The sequence below is a fragment of the Halomonas cupida genome (genome assembly GCF_900142755.1).
Lineage (GTDB): Bacteria > Pseudomonadota > Gammaproteobacteria > Pseudomonadales > Halomonadaceae > Halomonas > Halomonas cupida.
The window spans coordinates 355,712-374,432 of sequence record NZ_FRCA01000004.1; the positions used below are offsets into that span (position 1 = coordinate 355,712).

Genomic DNA, 18,721 nt, shown 5'->3' on the forward strand with positions numbered 1-18,721 from the left:
GCCCAGTGCCAACCGGATAGATTCAGCTTCGGGCCGCAAGCAACGAGTGGCGAGCTGCCCAGTGCCAACTTGATGGTTACGTGCCTTTCCTCGGGGTTCGGGGTTCGGGGTTCGGGGTTCGGGGTTCAAACTCGAGCGTAGCGTGCTCGTAGCTCGTAGCTCGTAGCTCGTAGCCGAGACATCAGGATTCGACATTGGCCTCGCTGAAACGAGGATCGAAAAGCAGACATCCGCGGATGGCTGTCACGCCATCCAGCGGATGTTCATAGCTCCACACCGCATCTTCGTAGCGGGTCTCACCTATCTGAATATGGAAGTAGCTGGCGTCCCCCTTGAAGGGGCAGTGGGTGTGGGTGTCGCTGGGTATCAGGTATTGCATACTGGCATCGGCACGTGGCACATACAGCCGCGGAGGATAGCCACTTTCCAGTAACTCCTGCGCATGCAGCGTATCGGCAACGACAACGCCATCGATATCGATGCGTACCCGCGTTGTCAGCGGATAGATGGCAATGCGCCCTGTCCCTGAAACCTCCATACTTCGGCCCCTGCTTCCGTATTTCCGTATTTCCGTATTTCCGGGGTCAGCCTTTCGCTTTCGACGCCCGCTCATCAGTCCAGCTTTATTCATTGTGGCAGAAAGATGACGACCTGATTCGCCAGATATGTGCATGGGCGATACTTGTTGCCTCTTGCATCCCCTGACGCACGCGTCCAGATGACACCTCCGAGACCGCAATGACATGACAGTGTCATACCACCACACCAGGATATGACGGAAACATGACGAAAACAGAGCGGCAGATGCACACTACACGGTCCTCCGTAGCGGAAATATTCATGACCTTCCTGGGTCTGGGGCTGACGTCCTTTGGCGGCCCGGTGGCTCATCTCGGTTATTTCCGCCACGCCTTTGTCACTCGACGTCAGTGGCTGGATGATGCCAGTTACGCCGAGCTGGTCGCGCTATGCCAGTTTCTGCCTGGTCCAGCAAGCAGTCAGGTCGGGCTGGCGATTGGCCTGATCAGAGGGGGACTGGCAGGCGCCTTCGCGGCCTGGCTGGCCTTCACCCTACCCTCGGCCCTGCTGTTGATGGTAGTGGCCGCCGGCGCCTCCAGCCTGGAGGGGCCCCTCGTCACGGCCCTGGTCCATACCCTGAAGCTGGTCGCGGTGGTCATCGTGGCTCAGGCGCTGTTGGGGATGGCACGCAACCTGTGTCCAGATGCCAGACGTGCGACCCTGGCAACAGTCGCGGTGATTCTCACGGTCCTGATCAATGGCACCTTCGGGCATCTCGCTGCCATTGCTGCGGGCGCCATAGGCGGTCTTCTGTGGTGCCGGTCGACTGATGCCCAGCAGGATAGTCCAGACCTGGACATTCGAATCTCTCGCCATACCTCAAGGGCCGCTCTGGCACTCTTCGCCATTCTGCTCGCGGGTCTGCCACTACTGCATCAGGCCTGGAGTGCCAACTGGTTGGGGCTGGCAGATGCCGCCTATAGAAGTGGTGCTCTGGTCTTCGGTGGTGGGCACGTGGTGCTGCCGTTGCTGGAAACCGCAACGGTCACACCCGGCTGGGTGTCGGAGCAGGACTTTCTGGCAGGCTACGGCGCGGCTCAGGCAGTCCCCGGCCCCTTGTTCACCTTCGCCGCCTGGCTGGGGATGGTTGCTGAAGGCGGCGGAGTCGCCATGGCCCTGCTGATGCTGGTTGCGATCTTCCTGCCTGGAGCATTGCTGGTCATCGGGCTGTTGCCCTGGTGGCAGCAACTACGACACCTGAGTCATCTGCTGGCTGCCATGCGCGGCGCCAATGCAGCGGTGGTAGGGCTGCTGGCCGTGGCCTTCTACGATCCGGTATGGCGCTCGGCCGTCGGTTCCGCGGAGGACTTTGCGCTGGTCGCGGCCGGCTTCGTCCTGCTGGTGGTCTGGCGCCAGCCCGCCTGGCTCATCGTACTGGCAGGCATTGCTATCGGCCTGATCAGGGGCCTGATTCACCAATATTAACCCGGCATGCTTTCATGTTGGGTTGATGGCGCCACAGGGACGTGCCGCCGTCGGCCATCAGGCCGACGCGAGACCGCATCACACCAGCAGATCCGCGCATCTGCGCCAGTGTGGTATGGGCGAAAATCAAATCGATCAGGATGCGCTATTTGATTGCCATGTTATTAACCCGGCATGCTTTCATGTTGGGTTAATGGCGGCACAGGGAGGTGCCGCCGGCGGCCATCAGGCCGACGCGAGACCGCACCACACCAGCAGATCCGCGCATCTGCGCCAGTGTGGTGTGGGCGAAAATCAAATCGATCGGGATGAGCTATTTGATTGCCATGTCAATAGTCATCAGCAGGTCTTCAGGCGCCCGCGTGCTCGGCTCTCAGACGATAGAATTCACTGACGATATCGTCCATGGCAGCATCGTCATAGGCACAGAGGCCACTGACCACCAATTTCTTGGCGCCGACACCGATCGGCTGCCCTTCTCCGGAAATGGCAAACTCCAGCGCCACATCGCCTCTCTTGCCAACCACGGTCAATTCCGAGTTGGACAGTGAGAGACTCGGCGCCACCGCATCCAGGCGGTCCAGCGAGAAACCCATGCTGTCATAGATGACCAGCGGGCGACGCGGGTTGAACATGACCCCCTGCTGCTGCATCAGCGGCTTGAGGTAATGGGGGAAATTCTTGCCGGAGAAAGCCACATAGCAACGCGTAAAGCCTTCAACAACCGAGCTGTCGTGAGTGACATCTCCCTTGCGCTCAACTTCCAGATAACACTTTCCATCATCATCCTGTACCCGCACCACACCATCCTCGTGCTCGGCGAAGGTCAGCGGACGATCAGCTCCCACCATGGCGAGAAATCTGAAGCTCATGTGCTGTGACAGGCCGAAACGCTCAAGCGTCAAGGCAAAGAGCAGATCCCCCGGAACGCAGAAACGCCGCGCTCCCGGAGTATGAATGGGGTTGAAGTCACCGGCGATGCCCTTGGCAAAGCGGCTTGCCTGGTCGGCGGATATCAACACGCGGTCATCGACACAGGTATGGAATTCATCAAGAAGCATGTAGCTAGCGCCTGGCTGGATCAATGGCGAGGGAACCTCACGGCAACCCCGGGGACAGATAATGCCACAGAAAAGTGTTCCTTGAGCAGGCAGGTATCATCACAAGGCCAATTTCATCGAATCAATCGCGTCCGTTGCAACGCTCCCCCTACCAAAGACGATATCAAACAGACCTCAATCAGCATATTGCAGCGCAATACGCTGTGGTAGGCTCGAATTCGATTTCCCCCCCTTCCATTCACTTTCCTTCAGGACTCGGACGTCATGCTGACAACCAATAATACGACGCCCCGGATACATCATCGGCGACGCTGGCTGATACTTCTGATCATTGCCCTGATCACCATGTTGGCCAGTACCAACATCCATGCTGTGACAGGCGAGCTGAACCTGACCAACTCCACCGTCGGCTTCATCGCGGTTGCTGTCTTCGTACTGGCCTACGCCCTGGTCATGGCCGAAGAAAAGCTGCATATGCGCAAGTCCAAACCTGTGCTGGTGGCCGCCGGCATCATCTGGGGGCTGATCGGTTGGGTCTACGTTCAGTCCGGCTTGCCCGACGATGCGGAACATGCCTTCCATGCCACACTGCTGGAATTCTCGGAACTGATGCTGTTCCTGCTGGTGGCAATGACCTACATCAATGCCATGGACGAACGGCGAGTCTTCGACGCCCTGCGCTCGTGGATGGTGCGCAAGGGCTTCAGCTACCGCACCCTGTTCTGGATGACCGGCTGTCTGGCGTTCGTCATTTCACCGATTGCCGATAACCTGACCACTGCCCTGCTGATGTGTGCAGTGATCACCAAGGTGGCCGAAGGCGACAAGCGTTTCATCAACCTCGCCTGCATCAATATTGTCGTCGCCGCCAACGCGGGCGGAGCCTTCAGTCCGTTCGGTGACATCACCACGCTGATGGTGTGGCAGGCTGGCCTGATTGAGTTCCAGGAGTTCCTGCACCTGTTTGTCCCGTCCCTGATCAACTTCCTCGTACCAGCACTGGCCATGAGTCTGGCCATTCGCAACCGAGTCCCCGACAGTCTCGAGGAAGACATCGAACTCAAGCGCGGAGCACGCCGCATTATCGTGCTGTTCCTGCTGACAGTGGCAACTGCCGTGGCTTGCCACACACTGCTGCACCTACCTCCGGTGCTGGGCATGATGACCGGATTGGGCTACCTGCAATTCTTCGGCTTCTATCTGCGCAAGAGCTTGCCTCGCTCACTCGACCGCAAGCGCACCAACTATACCCAACGAGGTGACTGGAAGCGCCTGGAGCAACTCGGCAGTGTGGTGCCCTTTGATGTGTTCAATCGTGTCGCACGTGCCGAGTGGGACACCCTGCTGTTCTTCTATGGCGTGGTGATGTGCGTTGGTGGTCTCGGTTTCATGGGTTACCTGGGCCTGCTGTCAGACCTCATGTACACCCAATGGGATGCCACCTGGGCCAATATTGCGCTGGGAGTCATCTCCGCCGTCGTTGACAATATTCCGGTAATGTTTGCCGTACTGACCATGGAACCGGAAATGTCACATGGCCATTGGTTATTGATCACTCTGACCGCTGGTGTGGGCGGCAGTCTACTGTCTATCGGCTCCGCCGCTGGCGTCGCGCTCATGGGCCAGGCACGCGGCTACTACACCTTTCTCGGCCACCTGCGTTGGGCGCCGGTGATTGCACTGGGTTATACCGCCAGCGTCATCGCCCACCTGTGGATCAATCAGGCCAGCTTCGCGACGTCCTGAACTAGATTGTTCTCTCCTTCCGACAAACCAATGGCAGCCTCTGCGCTGCCATTGGCTGCGTTAATTCACAGTGTTATCTCTTTTCCTCACAAAAGCATCGCCTTAGGATAAGCTAGACTACGAGGGCGATAATCGGTGACATATCAGACCGCTGATCGGCGTTCGTCTGGCGTGCACATGCCGCACTGAGTGTGCGTCACTGCAGGTGCGTTTCGAGAGACTCAGGGTCAGCTGGAGACCGATGCCAACATGACCATTCCAATATCGCACATGGCCAACATCGAGCCATTTCGACATCGTGGTTGCAGCCCAGCAGAGGACGCCCGTTGATGCGCCACCTGGTCACCAGGATTATGCTGTCATTTTGCCTGATTACCGTGCTGTATTGGTCGGGGCATCAGCCAGCGGCTGCACAGGACACAGGTGCGGAGGATATTGTCGTCATCGCCAACCGTGATGTTTCCATCACGCAGTTGGATCGTGATTCCCTGCGCGCTATTTTTGCCATGCGCCAGCGAACCTGGCCCGATGGACAGGCCGTCCATGTGTTCGTTCTGCCCAATGATGCTGACGTACATGCGGCTTTTGCAAAGGAGCGCCTTGCGGTCTTTCCTCACCAGTTGCAACTGGCCTGGGACCGCATGGTTTTCTCGGGTACCGGGCAGGCTCCACATCGAATACGCACCCAGCAGGAGATGCTGGAGGCCATTGCCTCCACCGCGGGCTCCATCGGCTATATCGCAAGGGAGTATCTGGATGAACGCGTCCAAGTCATCACCAGGGAATAGGCTCGCTGGACGCAGCCTGGCGCTGGCCTGCCTGGCAGGTACACCACCTGCCCTGGCGGACAGTACCATGTTGGATACGCTTCAGGTCCACGGCTTTCTCAGTCAGGCCTATATTGTTACCGACGAGAACAATTTCTTCGGTACCAGTAGCGATGGCAACGGCAGTTGGGACTTTACCGAGCTGGGTCTGAATGCCTCCATTCGACCTACCGAGAACCTGCTGGTCGCGGCTCAGGTACTCAGTCGCCGTGCCGGCGAAGGCGATGACGGCGATCCAAGACTCGACTACGGTGTCGTCGACTGGCAGATGGTCAACCAGCAGGATCGCACCATTGGCGCCCAGTTCGGGCGTTTCAAGAACCCCTTCGGTTTCTATAACCAGACCCGTGACGTTGCCTTCACCCGCCCGAGTATCCTGCTGCCACAGTCCATCTACTTTGACCGCACCCGTTCACTGGCTCTGGCTGCAGATGGGGCATCCGTCTATTACGAGGAACGGCTCGACAACGGCCTGCTGCGCACCCAATTCGGCGTAGGCAGGGCTCAGGTCGATGATGATGTCGAATATGCCATAGGTCTCGATAGCTTTCCGGGAGGATTCGAGGCGGATACCTCGGCCATCGGCCAGATCCGCTATGAACATGACGGCGGCCGGATGGTGTTCGCCCTGAGCACAGCGTCGGTCCATGCCGACTACGACTCACCCGGTCAAGTACCGGGCGATGGCGAGTTGGCCTTTCAGCCCTGGATTCTCTCGGCCCAGTACAATGCCGAATACTGGAGCCTGACGGCCGAATATGCCCTGCGCGATGTCGAACTGCGTGGCTTTGATGCCTTTGCCGATGAGCAGAACCGGGGCGAGAGCTGGTACGTTCAGTACACTCGGCGATTCCTTGACGACTGGCAATGGATGGTTCGCTATGACAGCCTGGTCAACGACCGCGACGATCGTGATGGCAGCAAGTACGAGGCGTCGGGACGAGGTCCCGCCCATTCACAGTTCGCCGACGACCTGACGGTGGGGCTGCAGTGGCAACCCCACCCCAACCTGATGTTCGCCGGGGAATACCATCACGTCGACGGGACCGGGTGGTTGCCGGCGGAAGACAACCCGGACCCAGATGACGCCTCGAGACGCTGGGACATGTGGCTATTTCAGATGTCGTTGAGGTTCTGATGGCTACAGGGCCGACTCACTCCGCCTACTCGCGCCCACGACTCAGCCTGACCTGGCGAGTGGTGCTGCTTTCAAGCCTGCTGTTGGTTGTCACCGCCGTACTCTTCACCTGGCTGTCCTATGTCAACCTGACGCGCCAGTTCAACGACGTACGTCAGGAGCAGGTCGAGCACCAGCAGCGTGAATTGAGCTTTGCCCTGTTGAGTGCCGAGGAGGGCCTGCGTCAGTTGGCCAGTCTGGTCGCCTCATCGCCAGAGTTGGGGCCTGCACTGGCCTCTGGTGACGCCTCCCGGATATCTCGGGCGCTGGAGTCACAGTGGCCATCCATGCAACTCGAGGCTGGCATCGATGAGGTCAAGGTCTACAACACCAGCGGCAACCTGAGACTATCGCTGGGTACCGAGCAGCAGAACCATGCCGCTGTTGTCGCCGACTGGATTCAGCGCGTGACACTCCAGGAGCGTCCACTGCTGTCGTTACACTGCGGTCATTCCTGCCGTCAGTACGCACTGGTGCCGGTACTGGTCGACGGCCAGAGCGCCGGTATCGTCATGCTGTCGCGTTCGCTGGCTGACGTTACCCGCCAGGCCCGAGACATCTCGACCAGTGAAGTTGCTCTGGTGGCAAAGGGCAACCTCAATGAAGGGGAGCGCTACCTCCGGAATTGGCAAGCCAGTCTACTGGCTATTACCAACCAGCAGGTCAGCCTGCCGATGCTGCACAAGGCAGCCGCCATGACGAGCCTCCAGGAACTGGCGTCAGCCCCGCTGAGACTGACCCTGGGTCAACACGAAATGGAATTCTCGGCGACCCCGGTCATGACTTCAGGCGACAGCAGCCATGATGCCTATTTCGTGCTGATGTCGGACATCACTGACCAGATCAACGCCATTCGTCTTGATACACGCACCCAGATGCTGGCCAGTCTGTTTGGCTGGCTGGCTGCCGAGTTGTTGCTGCTGGCAATCCTGTTACGCCCGATGTCCCGACTGCGGCGTATTGCTGGCGTGCTGCCGCCATTGGCCACCGGCGGCTACGACAAGGTGCGAGAGGTGCTGTCCCCACGCTCTCAACGTATGAGTGATGAAATCGACGTGCTCGAGGGCACCACCCTGGCTCTCGCCGATCAGCTCGATGTCCTCCAGCAGGAGGTCAAACAACGCAGCGACGAACTCGCGGAGCGTGTCGATGAGCTGGCCAGAGAGCGCGACTTCATCAGCAATCTGATCGATACCGCCCAGGTGTTCATCGTCACCCAGGACAGCGAGGGTCGTATCGATATGGTCAATGCCTACCTCGAGACACAGCTCGGCTGTTCCGAAAAGGCACTGATCGGCCGTCTCTTCGACGACATCTTCGAAGCCGGGGACAACCTCCTGCTGGATCGGGAGGGCATCGAGAGCCCAGAGGAACGTCTGCTGATCACGCCCGATGGCTCGACACGCACCATCGTCTGGTATCACAGTCCACAGACTCCTTCCGATTCGACCTGCCAGGCACGCCTTTCCGTCGGCCTGGACATCACGGAACGCAAGGCAGCCGAGGCACGACTGACCTGGCTGGCCGAACGCGACCCCCTCACCGAGCTCTATAATCGGCGCTTCTTCCAGGACTCACTCAACAAGGCATTGGTGCGTGGCGACCAGGGGATCGCCATGTTGCTGGACCTCGATCAATTCAAGGAGGTCAATGAACTCAGTGGACATCATGCCGGTGACCGTATGCTGCATAGCGTGGCTCGCCTGCTGCAACAGGAATTCTCTCACCGCAGCATCATCGCCCGCCTTGGTGGAGACGAGTTCGCCCTGCTGCTGGTCGGTGTCGACTGCGAACAGGCGATCCGCATGGCACAGCACATCAATCAATTGCTGGACAGTCTCGGGTTTGTTGCCGAAGGACGCCGGCACCGTGTCTCTGCAAGTATCGGTATCGTCCAATTTCCTGTTCATGGCGCGACACCCGCGGACCTGATGGCCAGCGCCGACGTGGCAATGTACAAGGCCAAGGCCAGCAATGTGCAACGCTGGCATCTTCTGTCCACGCTGCAGAACGCACGCGATGAGCTCAACGAGCGAGTCTACTGGGTAGAGCGTATTCGCAGCGCGCTAGAGGGTGACAGCTTCGAGCTGATGGTCCAGCCCATTGTGCGCCTCGAGGATCGCAGTATTCGCCACTATGAAGTACTGCTGCGTATGCGGGATGATGAACAGAATATCGTCATGCCATCACAGTTCATTCCCGTGGCCGAACAGAGCGGCCAGATCGTTGCCATCGACCGCTGGGTACTGCACTACTGCGTCCAGGCTCTGGCTCGCCTCGAGGGTATCAGCCTGGCCGTCAATCTCTCCGGGCAGTCGTTGCATGATGAGGAACTCAAGCAGTATCTCTCCACACAATTGCTCGAGAACGGTGCCGATCCCCACAACCTGATCCTCGAAGTTACCGAGACGGCTGCCGTCACCGACTTCTCCACCGCGCGCGGTGTCCTGGAGAGCATGCGTGAGATTGGCTGCCGCACGGCGCTGGATGACTTTGGTGTCGGTTTCAGTAGTTTCCACTATCTAGGTCAACTCCCGGTGGACTACATCAAGATCGATGGCTCCTTTATCCGCAGTCTCTCGATCAGCCCGGACAGTCGCGTCATCGTCAAGGCAGTGGCCGACATTGCCGCAGGTTTCGGCAAACAGGCAATTGCCGAATTCGTCGACCAGGAGGCATTGATTCCACTACTCGCCTCCTACGGCATCGAATATGGGCAGGGTTATCATCTGGGCCGACCGGTTCTGATGAAGGAAATTTTCGGCTTTGACCCGGTCAGGTCTTAACATCACGGCCACTTTGCCTGATAGTATTCCAGATACAATAAATTTCGCTCTGTCACAAAGAATTTGCAATTCGATGTCACAGTGGACGAGGTAATAACAACGCTCAGGGAAGGTTTATCGATGTTCATACTGGTCGCAGATGCTGCCTATCATTCTCGGCATTGCCTCTCCAGCATGCTGAATCATGCACCTCGGACTCGGCGCCTGGCCACCCGAGCAGGACCTACTGCACTGACCTGGGTTGTATAACCCATGTGCACCGACACCCTATCCCGGAAGCGGGTGTTGCTGGCCAGGTTCATCGATGACTTTCGCATTGTCATCGCGCGCACTGATGACCAGCTGAAACGCGCCCATGAATTGCGTTACGAAGTATTTCTTCGTGAGCTCAATTATGACCTTGGCATAGACAAACGCATCGCTCTGGAGCGAGATTCCTTCGATGATCACGCCATACATTGCCTGGTTGAGCACCGTGAGACGGGGCTGACGGCAGGCTATGTTCGCCTGGTTTTTCCGCTGGATGGAGCCGAGAACTGCCTGCCATTGATATCCAGTACTGGCCATCTTTTCACGGTACCGGAGCTTCATCCATTGAGCTTGCCGAGCAATCAGATATGCGAGATATCGAGGTTGGCTATCTCGCGACATTTCCGCTCACGCACCGCGCCAGCACTCAACCTGGAAGGGTGTGATCTACCCGTGCGCCAGTTCAGCCGTGATCAACGTCGTAGTTTCTCGCTGATTGTCATTGGCCTGTTTCTCTGCGCTCATGCACTGGTCACCCTCAGCGAACGCCGCCATATCTATGCCTTGATGGAAGCCACCCTCCCCCGGCTACTGTCTCTATCCGGGTTTCACTTCCAGCGTGTCAGCAGGATGATCGATTACTGCGGAACCCGAGGCACCTTCTATATCGATAACCAGCAGGCAGCACAGGACATGGCCGATGATCTAAAGGGGCTTTATCAGCATGTCGAATCCCAACTGGCTACACAGCTCAAGGGGTTGCCATTTCTTCGGTCTCAAACTGACTGACGGGCACCGATTGACTGAGATCCGGACCAGGAAACAGCTGGCCCTCCCAGCCCAGCACCATGATGGCCAACACGTTGCGATGCTCACCATCCTCGAGGTCCAGGCTACCATCAGCGGCCGGGATGATACCAGCGTCGGCATCTCGTGACTCCAGTAGGTGGTTGCGGATGGCATCCACCAGTGGCAGGTCCTCGCGACCAGTCAATTGCAGAGACAACGCGACTTCGGCAAGGATGTCTTCCTTGACCGAATCAAGCAGCTTGTCTTCCTGTCGGACCAATGCTTCGATGATCCATGCCACCTGCTTCTCCGGGACCAATCGCTGATAATAGTGGCTATAGGCAATCACGATATGTGTCATCCCATATAACCAGTTGTAGTACTCCGCACGTGATAGTGTGTCGATGCGCTCGCTCGGATACAGCTGCTGGAAGGCCTGCACCACATCGCTACGCAGGTCCACCAGCCCCAACTGATTGAGGAAGGCGACATTATTGGCCACCTGGGCGCCATACACCGAAAGCACTTCCGGATCGGTCAGAAAGTCCTTCCAGTCTACCGCCATCACCGCTGCCTCGAGTCGCGCCAGGCGCTCGGGAGGAAGTTCGCCCAGCAGGTCGTGATAGTTGGCCTGAGCAAGGCGAAACAGTAGATGTTTCGGCACCATCATCTCGGACCGTTCGCTGAACATGACTTGCCGACGGCGTTGCTTGGTCGTCCGCACAGGATAAGACTCGAGCATTTCCCGGTTACGCTCGCTCAGCTTCTCGGGTGAACTGACAATATCATCATATTCGGCCAGCTCACCCAGCAGACGTTCGCCATAGGCCTCATTGAGTGCCAGGTATTCAGGATCACCGGTCAACCGCCAGATGCGTTGCGCAAAATGACGCTGTTTGTCATCGGACAGCGCCTCGAACTGCGCTTCGTAGATAGCCTGTATCTCGGTCGCTGCCTGCTGATAGACGTCATTCCGAGCGGTTGATTCATTGGTGGACAGCTCGCCACCAGCCTGTCCAACATCATTGATCTGTACAGCACTATTGGCCTGTACGGCGCCATCGACCCGCACAGCGCTATCGGCGAGAACCTGCCCCCCGGGCCAACCAACCACCAGCAGCGAAACCATCGCCGCCTTCCAGAGCAAGTGCCTCACCTCCCGCCGCATCACTGGTATCATATCGCCCGCCATTGTTGTCGTGCCGTACGCTGAACGAGCGCACATATCCTTCCTGAAGAGTACGACAATCCAGTCTCCTTGACGCTGCCAGGACACCGGAAAGGCAAAGCGGACTTGTCACTAAACCGAAGCTACGAGCCGTGAGTGGCGAGCTGCGAGCAAAGCACCGCAGGCCCCCTGCCGATACAGGGCTAGCCAGTACCATTGGAGATTCGTGGTAGGAACTCGAGCGCAGCATACTCGTAGCTCGTAGCTCGTAGCTCGTAGCTCGTAGCTCGTAGCTCGTAGCTCGTAGCTCGTAGCTCGTAGCTCATTATTCATCCTCGGCCCATAATGTCCGGGCCTTGCGATGATGCACCATTCGCACACGCATCTTGCGCCGGACGGGTTTACCAGGAGGCTGATCAGTGTGCACTGAAGCGGTAAAGTCAGCGTCGGCGGCCTGCCGCGTACTGACATCCGGATCGATCATCGCCCAGACAAAGACAGGAAGTGACACCTTCCAGCGAATCGCGGCAAGTCTCAGACCGAGCGTGGTCGCCAGCGACAGCACCAGCCCCAGATGAGCTACCCCGAGTACCTCACAGACGACGTAGACCACACCTCCGGCGATAGCTGCGGTGGCATAGATCTCGCTACGTAGAACCAGCGGAACGCGACGCGCCAGTACATCGCGAATCATGCCGCCGGCGACACCGGTGAACAGCCCCATCAGCACGGCAACAACGCCACTGAAACCCAGCAACAGGGCCTTGTTGGCACCGATCACCACGAACAGCGCCAACCCGAAGGCATCGGCCACCGGCAGGAAGACACGATTGAGTCGGTGGATATAGCGATAGCCGATCAGCGAGGCGCCCACCGTGGCCAGCACCACCCACAGATAGGTGGTATCCGTGACCCAGAATACCGGTTGTACGCCCAGCACCAGGTCGCGCATGGTGCCTCCGCCCACGGCCGTGGCTGCTGCGAGCACCAGCATGCCGATGGGATCCATTCGGGAACGGCAGGCCAATAGCACACCGGAGAGCGCGAAAACCATGGTGCCCGCCAGGTCAAGCCAGTAGACGATAGCACTGTCCATTGCACATTCCCCTCTCGGATTCAAAGACAATACCGACGTCAGCCGGGTCTCACCAGCATCGTCAACTGGGAAGATAAAGCGTTCGGGCACGCGTCAGGTGCAGATCCATCTCGCGTACCGCAGCCGCTTCATCACCGTCAGCCAGGGCGACAAGTATGCGCTGGTGCTCTTCCAGCGTAATACTCTCGTTGCCCTTCCAGTGCAGCAGTGACGTATGAAACCTGGCCAACCAGTCGAGCATCGCCCGACTCACGGCAATGAAGATCGGATTGGCCGTGGTCTCTGCGATAGTGACATGAAAGGCCATATCCGCGGCGATGAAGGCCTCGATATCGCTGTTGAGTGCACGGCGCTGCTGTTCAACCAGGTCTTCGAGGCGAGCGATTCCCTTGTCCTCGATGTTGCGGGCGGCTCTGGCCACCATGCCCAGCTCGAAGAAGGCACGCGCCTCCTTGAGATGCTCCAGAGAAGCAGGTTCGGTCGACAGCATATGCATGGCGGTCAACTCGATCTGTGCCAGCATGCCCTCGGCGCTGGGCGCCACCACCCGCGGACGTTGACCATGATGAATTGCCACCAGCCCCAGGCGCTCCAGCGCCTGCATGGCTTCGCGGATCGCTGGGCGGCCGACGCCAAACGACTCCATCAACTCACGCTCGGAGGGCAACACATCACCCGGGCGATAATCACCGTTCAGCAGTTGCCGGTAGAGCCGGTCAAACACTTCATCCGCCAGTTTGCGGCGGGGAATCTTCAATGAGTCGTTCATCATTTATCCATGATAAATACCGGCATCCGCCGCATGGCTCAGTCATTTCGATGACCGGTGACAACGGAAGAAACGGAGGAACCCCTTGTGATGCCTCCATCATGCCGCAGAACCCCAGACCACTGAAGCCAGCACGACCAAGGTTGTAATTGACTCTTTCGTCAACTTGTCATGTCATTATACCAGTTGCTTCGTTCATGACTTCTCCAAACACAACAATCTCAAACACAGTCATCTCAAACACAGCCAGCTCAAACACAACAACCAGAGGACTCGCCCCATGACCACCATTGCCTTGATTGGTGCGGGCGGCAAGATGGGCACTCGCCTGTCCCGCAACCTGCAGAACACCGACTACCAGGTGCGCCACGTCGAAGTCAGCGAGGCCGGCCGTCAACGGCTCAGTGAGGAGTTGGGGATCACCTGCGTGGACAGTACCGAACAGGCAGTCCGGGACGCCGACGTGGTGATCCTCGCCGTCCCGGATACACTGATCCAGCGTATCTCCCATGACCTTTCGCCACATATTGCCTCCGGCACCATGGTCATCTGCCTCGATGCCGCCGCTCCCTTCGCCGGCCATCTGCCGCCACGCGAGGATCTGGTCTATTTCGTCACCCATCCCTGTCATCCCTCGATCTTCAACACCGAGCCCAATGTCGAAGCCCTGCTCGATCGTTTCGGTGGCAGCCATGCCACCCAGCATGTGGTCAGTTCACTGATGCAGGGCGCCCCCCATCATTTCGATCTCGGGGAAGATATTGCCCGTGCCATCTATGCTCCGGTGGGCCGCACCCACCGGGTCAGTGTCGAGCAGATGGCATTGCTTGAGCCGGGTCTGTCGGAAACCGTCTGCGCCACATTGCTGGCGGTAATGCGTGAAGCCATGGATGAAGTGGTGGAGCGTGGCGTCAGCCAGGAGTGCGCCCGCGATTTCCTGCTCGGCCACCTCAATATTCTCGGTGCGGTGATCTTCGACGAGCAGCCCGGCGCCTTTTCCGATGCCTGCAACAAGGCCATCGAGAACGGCAAACCGATGCTGATGCGCGATGACTGGAAGCGCGTCTTCGAACCTGACGAAATCGCCGAGAGTATCCGTCGGATTACCTGAGAAAACTTCGGTGATGACTGCATGCAGCCTGCCGGATTTGACCGATCGTCACGAGCAATACGGGTTTCGCAGTAGATCAGCGTCAAGTCAGACAGACTGCCGGGGAGGCACAATGAGTGAACGCATAGAGGCCAGCTACCTGGTGGAGACGCCCTTCGACCTTGATCAAGCCTGTGAGGTCATGGCGGGAGAGCAGTCCTGTGGCACCTTTACCCGGCTCGCCACTGAAACAGATGAACTGCGCCACCACCATGCGGCCCGCGTCGAGTCGATCGAGCCGCTGGAAAGTGTCACCACTCCGTCACTGCCCATGCCGACACGTCCACAGCCTCCCGGCACTCTCTATCAGCGTGCCCGAGTGAGGCTGTCGTGGCCTCTCGCCAACTGCGGTACATCCCTGGCCACGCTGATGGCCACCGTGGCCGGTAACCTCTACGAGCTGAAGGAATTTTCCGGGTTGCGCCTGCTCGACCTCAGGGTACCCGACGCCTTTGCCGATGCCTGGCCGGGTCCTCAGTTCGGTATCACCGGAACGCGCTACCTCACCGGGATCGACTCGGGTCCGCTGATCGGTACCATCATCAAGCCCAGCGTCGGACTATCGCCCTCCCAGACGGCTGACGTCGTGTCCCAGCTTCTCGAGGGTGGTATCGACTTCATCAAGGACGATGAGCTGCAGGCCAACGGACCTCACAACCCGCTCAAGGAACGCGTCGATGCAGTCATGCCGCTGGTGCGTGAGCATGAGCAGCGCACCGGACGCAGGGTCATGGTGGCCTTCAACATCAGCGGTGATGTCGACGAGATGCGCCGCCACCACGATTATGTGGTCCAGGCCGGGGGCAACTGTGTGATGGTCGCCGTCAATGCCGTTGGCCTGGCCGGTGTCAGCGAACTGCGCCGCCACAGCGAGCTCGCCATCCATGGCCACCGTGCCGGTTGGGGCATGCTCAGCCGGCACCCACTACTGGGTATCGATTTTGCCGCCTGGCAGGTCCTGTGGCGGCTGGCCGGGGTCGATCACCTGCACGTCAATGGCCTCGACAACAAGTTCTCGGAGTCCAACGACAGCGTTATCGCCAGTGCCCGCGCCTGCCTGACACCGCTGTTCGAACCGCCACGTCCAGCACATACCGTAATGCCGGTGTTCTCTTCCAACCAGACCGCGTGTCAGGCGGAGGCCACCTGGCGCGCCCTCGGCGGCAGCGACGACCTGATCGTGACCGCCGGTGGCGGTATCATGGGCCATCCGGATGGTATCGCCGCCGGAGTGCGCAGCCTGCGCCAGGCCTGGCAGGCCGCTGCGCTCGGTGTCGACGCGGTGCAACATGGCCGTGAGCACCCTGAACTGGCCCGTGCTCTGGAGGTCTTCTGCCCATGAGTGAACTGCTGCTGAGCTACTACGGCGATGACCTGACCGGTTCGACGGATGCGCTGGAAGCTCTGGAACGCCATGGAGTCTCCACGGTGTTGTTTACTCGCCTGCCCACTGCCACTCAACTGGAGCGCTTCGCCGCTTGTCGCGCTATCGGCCTGGCAGGCACCAGCCGTAGCGAATCGCCTCAGTGGATGCAGCGCGAGCTGACACCGGCATTGCGCTGGCTGGCCGCCAGGGGCGCACCCTTGACCCACTACAAGACCTGCTCGACCTTCGACAGCAGTCCAGAGATCGGCAATATCGGCTGCGCCATGGAGATCGGCCGCGAGGTCTTTGGTCAGGCGCCGATTCCGCTGGTGGTCGGGGTGCCACAGTTGCGCCGCTACACTGCCTTCGGCGAATTGCACGCGGCCTGGCAGGGCCAGCTCTACCGCATCGACCGTCACCCGGTGATGTCCCGTCACCCGGTGACTCCCATGCGCGAGGCCGACCTGCGCATTCATCTTGCCGCCCAGACCGAGATGCCCATCGGCCTGATCGATGCACCCACCCTGACAGAAGAAGGCCTGGACCAGGCGGTGGACCAGGCCCTCAGCGAATATCCGGCGGTACTGTTCGATGTGCTGGATGAACGCCATCAGGCCGAGGTGGGTCATCAATTATGGCGTACGCGCGCCACCGAGGGTGCGCTGGTGGTCGGGTCGTCCGGGGTTGAGTACGCTCTGGCGCGTGAGTGGCAGAGGCTGGGCGAACTACCCTCCCCGCCCGACTTTGTCCCCGCCGAAACGGTGGATCGCATCGCCGTTGTCTCGGGCAGTGTCTCGGCTACGACCGCCCGGCAGATGGATATCGCACACCAGCACGGCTTCGCGGTGATCGCCCTCGACGCCGAGAGTCTTGTCGATCCCGAACGCCACACAGCGACACTCCGGCACGCCATCGATCAGGGAAACCAGGCCCTGGCCGACGGCCACAGCGTCATCCTGCACACCGCCGCCGGACCGGACACCCACCAGGCGTCACTGGCCAACGAGAGCGCCCGACATACCCTGGGTCGCAGTCTCGGCGAGATACTCCACCAGTTGACCGTGACTCACCAACTGTCTCGAGTGTGTGTTGCGGGGGGCGATACCTCCAGCCATGCCATCAACGCCCTCGACATTCATGCTCTGACGCTGCGCCTACCGTTGCCGGATACCCCCGGGGCGCCGCTGTGTATCGCCCACAGCGATAACCCCGCCAGCGATGGCCTGGAAGTGGCCTTCAAGGGCGGCCAGATGGGCGGTGATGATTTTTTCGAACGCCTGCGTCGAGGTGGGGATGTGATTACTGGCTGACGCGTACCGTGACCACCTGCTCCTCCGCTTCAAGGATGGCAGCGGCCAGCTTGATGCCCAGGCCGCTGCCTTCGGCGGCGCGGATATAGCCGTCGCGGATCGGCGGTAGACCTTCGACACAGTCCCCATACCAGCCGTAGTAGAAGGCACGGGTAAATTCCTGCTCGGCGACGTTGGGCAGTGCCATGGCCAACTGCGTCGATACCGCCAGAGTGACTGGTCCGGAGCAGTCGTGAAAGGCGATCGGGCGGCCATGGGCCTCGGCCAGCGCCGCAGCCTTGCGGGCGAAGGTCACGCCGCCGCCCCAGGTGACATCGACAATCGGCGCATGAACTCTCCCGACCGCGATCAAGTCACGCAACTGCCCGAGGCCGCCGAGGGTCTCTCCCCCGGCAATCGGTACACCGGTATCGGTCAACTCGGCCAGTTCACCCACACGATCCATCCATATCGGATCCTCGACCCAATCCGGCGACAATGGCGCCAGCACCTGACAGATCCGGCGTGCGGTACTCAGGCTCCAGAGCCCATGCAGCTCGACCTTGAGGCGCATGCGATTGCCATGCACGCGGCGGATTTCCTCGAAGGGCCACAGACCACGCGCCAGGTCTTCGGTGGAGATATCTACCCCATCACCAGCGCCAGCAGCAAAGTCAAAGGGCCAGATCTTCATCGCCGAGATGCCCATCTCGAGCAGCTCACCGGCAAGCTCCGCCGGGCGTTCGAGAAAGGCCTCGAGGTCCTCGTAGCGCGGACGCTCAGCGCCTGCATCGACACCGCCGATACCAGAACTCCCGATACCAAAGTTGCCGGGGCGCACATCGGCGGACTTCGACACATAATCTGGACCGGCACAGGTATTGTAGAGCCGCACCTCGTCGCGACAGGCCCCGCCGAGCAGTTGGTAAAGCGGCATCCCGGCGCGTTGTCCGGCCAGGTCCCAGAGCGCCACATCCACCGCCGACAACGCCCGGGTTTCGGCACTGGTCCCCTGGAAACCCACATAGGGCCGCATGCGCCGATTCAACGCCTCGATACGCGAGGCGTCCTCGCCCACAATCAGCGGCGCGATCCGGCCATGCAGATCGGCCTCGATGGCGTCACTGCCGAACCAGCTCTCTCCCAACCCGATCAGTCCATCCTCGGTATGTACCCGTACCCAGATCAGCGAGGGACGTGCCCGAGGACGCAGGGTTTCCAGTCGTACGATCTTCATCCTTGAG

The 18,721-nt window shown here is 59.6% G+C and carries 16 protein-coding genes; 10 read left to right on the forward strand and 6 right to left on the reverse strand.

Annotation, left to right across the window (positions count from 1 at the left end; genetic code table 11):
- Window positions 1-181: 181 nt before the first annotated feature.
- On the reverse strand, window positions 182-538 hold the full coding sequence (locus tag BUE38_RS22935; protein ID WP_073435033.1) for a DUF427 domain-containing protein: 357 nt from the start codon (window positions 536-538) through the stop codon (window positions 182-184).
- Window positions 539-840: 302 nt separating this feature from the next.
- On the opposite strand from BUE38_RS22935, the gene chrA reads away from it, so the two are divergent.
- Window positions 841-2,004, forward strand: coding sequence for a chromate efflux transporter (gene chrA / locus BUE38_RS10030; RefSeq protein WP_234986875.1), 1,164 nt, complete (start codon window positions 841-843; stop codon window positions 2,002-2,004).
- A 25-nt stretch (window positions 2,005-2,029) separates the two neighbouring features.
- Window positions 2,030-2,398, forward strand: a complete 369-nt coding sequence (locus BUE38_RS22515) for a hypothetical protein (RefSeq protein ID WP_143166270.1) — start codon at window positions 2,030-2,032, stop codon at window positions 2,396-2,398.
- Here BUE38_RS22515 and BUE38_RS10035 read toward each other — a convergent pair.
- Window positions 2,355-3,065 (reverse strand): DUF3581 family protein, encoded by a 711-nt coding sequence (locus BUE38_RS10035; RefSeq protein WP_073435035.1) that lies wholly within the window; start codon window positions 3,063-3,065, stop codon window positions 2,355-2,357. The two genes, BUE38_RS22515 and BUE38_RS10035, sit on opposite strands and share 44 nt — an antisense overlap.
- A 264-nt stretch (window positions 3,066-3,329) precedes the next feature.
- Between BUE38_RS10035 and nhaD the strand changes: the two genes are divergently transcribed.
- From nhaD to BUE38_RS10060, 5 genes are all read left to right on the forward strand, one after another.
- Window positions 3,330-4,811, forward strand: coding sequence for a sodium:proton antiporter NhaD (nhaD, locus tag BUE38_RS10040; RefSeq protein ID WP_073435036.1), 1,482 nt, complete (start codon window positions 3,330-3,332; stop codon window positions 4,809-4,811).
- A gap of 329 nt (window positions 4,812-5,140) precedes the next feature.
- Window positions 5,141-5,599 (forward strand): substrate-binding domain-containing protein, encoded by a 459-nt coding sequence (locus tag BUE38_RS10045; protein ID WP_234986877.1) that lies wholly within the window; start codon window positions 5,141-5,143, stop codon window positions 5,597-5,599.
- The gene (locus BUE38_RS10050) at window positions 5,568-6,776 is read left to right on the forward strand and encodes a hypothetical protein (protein WP_234986878.1); all 1,209 of its coding nucleotides are present in this window, start codon (window positions 5,568-5,570) and stop codon (window positions 6,774-6,776) included. Before BUE38_RS10045 ends, BUE38_RS10050 begins: the two co-directional genes overlap by 32 nt.
- Window positions 6,776-9,601 carry a bifunctional diguanylate cyclase/phosphodiesterase gene (locus BUE38_RS10055; RefSeq protein ID WP_073435037.1) on the forward strand — a complete coding sequence of 942 codons (2,826 nt, stop codon included), beginning with the start codon at window positions 6,776-6,778 and terminating at the stop codon, window positions 9,599-9,601. The genes BUE38_RS10050 and BUE38_RS10055 overlap by 1 nt, the downstream gene beginning before the upstream one ends.
- Before the next feature lie 252 nt (window positions 9,602-9,853).
- On the forward strand, window positions 9,854-10,639 hold the full coding sequence (locus tag BUE38_RS10060) for a PEP-CTERM/exosortase system-associated acyltransferase (protein ID WP_084541856.1): 786 nt from the start codon (window positions 9,854-9,856) through the stop codon (window positions 10,637-10,639).
- Here BUE38_RS10060 and BUE38_RS10065 read toward each other — a convergent pair.
- The 3 genes from BUE38_RS10065 to nanR form a co-directional block, all read right to left on the reverse strand.
- Window positions 10,602-11,786: a DUF3541 domain-containing protein gene (locus tag BUE38_RS10065; protein ID WP_159438875.1), complete on the reverse strand. Its 1,185-nt coding sequence runs from the start codon at window positions 11,784-11,786 to the stop codon at window positions 10,602-10,604. The genes BUE38_RS10060 and BUE38_RS10065 overlap by 38 nt on opposite strands.
- Window positions 11,787-12,132: 346 nt before the next feature.
- Window positions 12,133-12,903 (reverse strand): trimeric intracellular cation channel family protein, encoded by a 771-nt coding sequence (locus tag BUE38_RS10070; protein ID WP_073435040.1) that lies wholly within the window; start codon window positions 12,901-12,903, stop codon window positions 12,133-12,135.
- A gap of 61 nt (window positions 12,904-12,964) precedes the next feature.
- Entirely contained in the window at window positions 12,965-13,672 is a 708-nt protein-coding gene (nanR, locus tag BUE38_RS10075) for a transcriptional regulator NanR (RefSeq protein ID WP_143166271.1), read from the reverse strand.
- A 280-nt stretch (window positions 13,673-13,952) separates the two neighbouring features.
- Between nanR and BUE38_RS10080 the strand changes: the two genes are divergently transcribed.
- The 3 genes from BUE38_RS10080 to BUE38_RS10090 all read left to right on the forward strand — a co-directional run bounded on the left by BUE38_RS10080 (window position 13,953) and on the right by BUE38_RS10090 (window position 17,498).
- Window positions 13,953-14,783 (forward strand): phosphogluconate dehydrogenase C-terminal domain-containing protein, encoded by an 831-nt coding sequence (locus tag BUE38_RS10080; RefSeq protein WP_073435042.1) that lies wholly within the window; start codon window positions 13,953-13,955, stop codon window positions 14,781-14,783.
- 112 nt (window positions 14,784-14,895) lie between these two features.
- Complete coding sequence (locus tag BUE38_RS10085) at window positions 14,896-16,164, forward strand: ribulose-bisphosphate carboxylase large subunit family protein (protein WP_073435043.1); 1,269 nt, start codon at window positions 14,896-14,898, stop codon at window positions 16,162-16,164.
- Window positions 16,161-17,498, forward strand: a complete 1,338-nt coding sequence (locus BUE38_RS10090; protein WP_073435044.1) for a four-carbon acid sugar kinase family protein — start codon at window positions 16,161-16,163, stop codon at window positions 17,496-17,498. Before BUE38_RS10085 ends, BUE38_RS10090 begins: the two co-directional genes overlap by 4 nt.
- Here the strand turns inward: BUE38_RS10090 and BUE38_RS10095 are convergent.
- Window positions 17,488-18,714, reverse strand: coding sequence for a mandelate racemase/muconate lactonizing enzyme family protein (locus BUE38_RS10095; RefSeq protein WP_073435045.1), 1,227 nt, complete (start codon window positions 18,712-18,714; stop codon window positions 17,488-17,490). The two genes, BUE38_RS10090 and BUE38_RS10095, sit on opposite strands and share 11 nt — an antisense overlap.
- Between the last annotated feature and the right edge of the window lie 7 nt (window positions 18,715-18,721).

Coding starts and splice junctions, on each gene's coding strand:
- BUE38_RS10090 (WP_073435044.1), top strand. CDS start 16,161: ATGAGTGAACTGCTGCTGAGCTACTACGGCGATGACCTGACCGGTTCG.
- BUE38_RS10085 (WP_073435043.1), top strand. CDS start 14,896: ATGAGTGAACGCATAGAGGCCAGCTACCTGGTGGAGACGCCCTTCGAC.
- BUE38_RS10045 (WP_234986877.1), top strand. CDS start 5,141: ATGCGCCACCTGGTCACCAGGATTATGCTGTCATTTTGCCTGATTACC.
- BUE38_RS10055 (WP_073435037.1), top strand. CDS start 6,776: ATGGCTACAGGGCCGACTCACTCCGCCTACTCGCGCCCACGACTCAGC.
- BUE38_RS10095 (WP_073435045.1), bottom strand. CDS start 18,714: ATGAAGATCGTACGACTGGAAACCCTGCGTCCTCGGGCACGTCCCTCG.
- BUE38_RS10080 (WP_073435042.1), top strand. CDS start 13,953: ATGACCACCATTGCCTTGATTGGTGCGGGCGGCAAGATGGGCACTCGC.
- BUE38_RS22935 (WP_073435033.1), bottom strand. CDS start 538: ATGGAGGTTTCAGGGACAGGGCGCATTGCCATCTATCCGCTGACAACG.
- nhaD (WP_073435036.1), top strand. CDS start 3,330: ATGCTGACAACCAATAATACGACGCCCCGGATACATCATCGGCGACGC.
- BUE38_RS10060 (WP_084541856.1), top strand. CDS start 9,854: ATGTGCACCGACACCCTATCCCGGAAGCGGGTGTTGCTGGCCAGGTTC.
- BUE38_RS10070 (WP_073435040.1), bottom strand. CDS start 12,903: ATGGACAGTGCTATCGTCTACTGGCTTGACCTGGCGGGCACCATGGTT.
- nanR (WP_143166271.1), bottom strand. CDS start 13,672: ATGAACGACTCATTGAAGATTCCCCGCCGCAAACTGGCGGATGAAGTG.
- BUE38_RS10035 (WP_073435035.1), bottom strand. CDS start 3,065: ATGCTTCTTGATGAATTCCATACCTGTGTCGATGACCGCGTGTTGATA.
- chrA (WP_234986875.1), top strand. CDS start 841: ATGACCTTCCTGGGTCTGGGGCTGACGTCCTTTGGCGGCCCGGTGGCT.
- BUE38_RS10050 (WP_234986878.1), top strand. CDS start 5,568: ATGAACGCGTCCAAGTCATCACCAGGGAATAGGCTCGCTGGACGCAGC.
- BUE38_RS22515 (WP_143166270.1), top strand. CDS start 2,030: ATGGCGCCACAGGGACGTGCCGCCGTCGGCCATCAGGCCGACGCGAGA.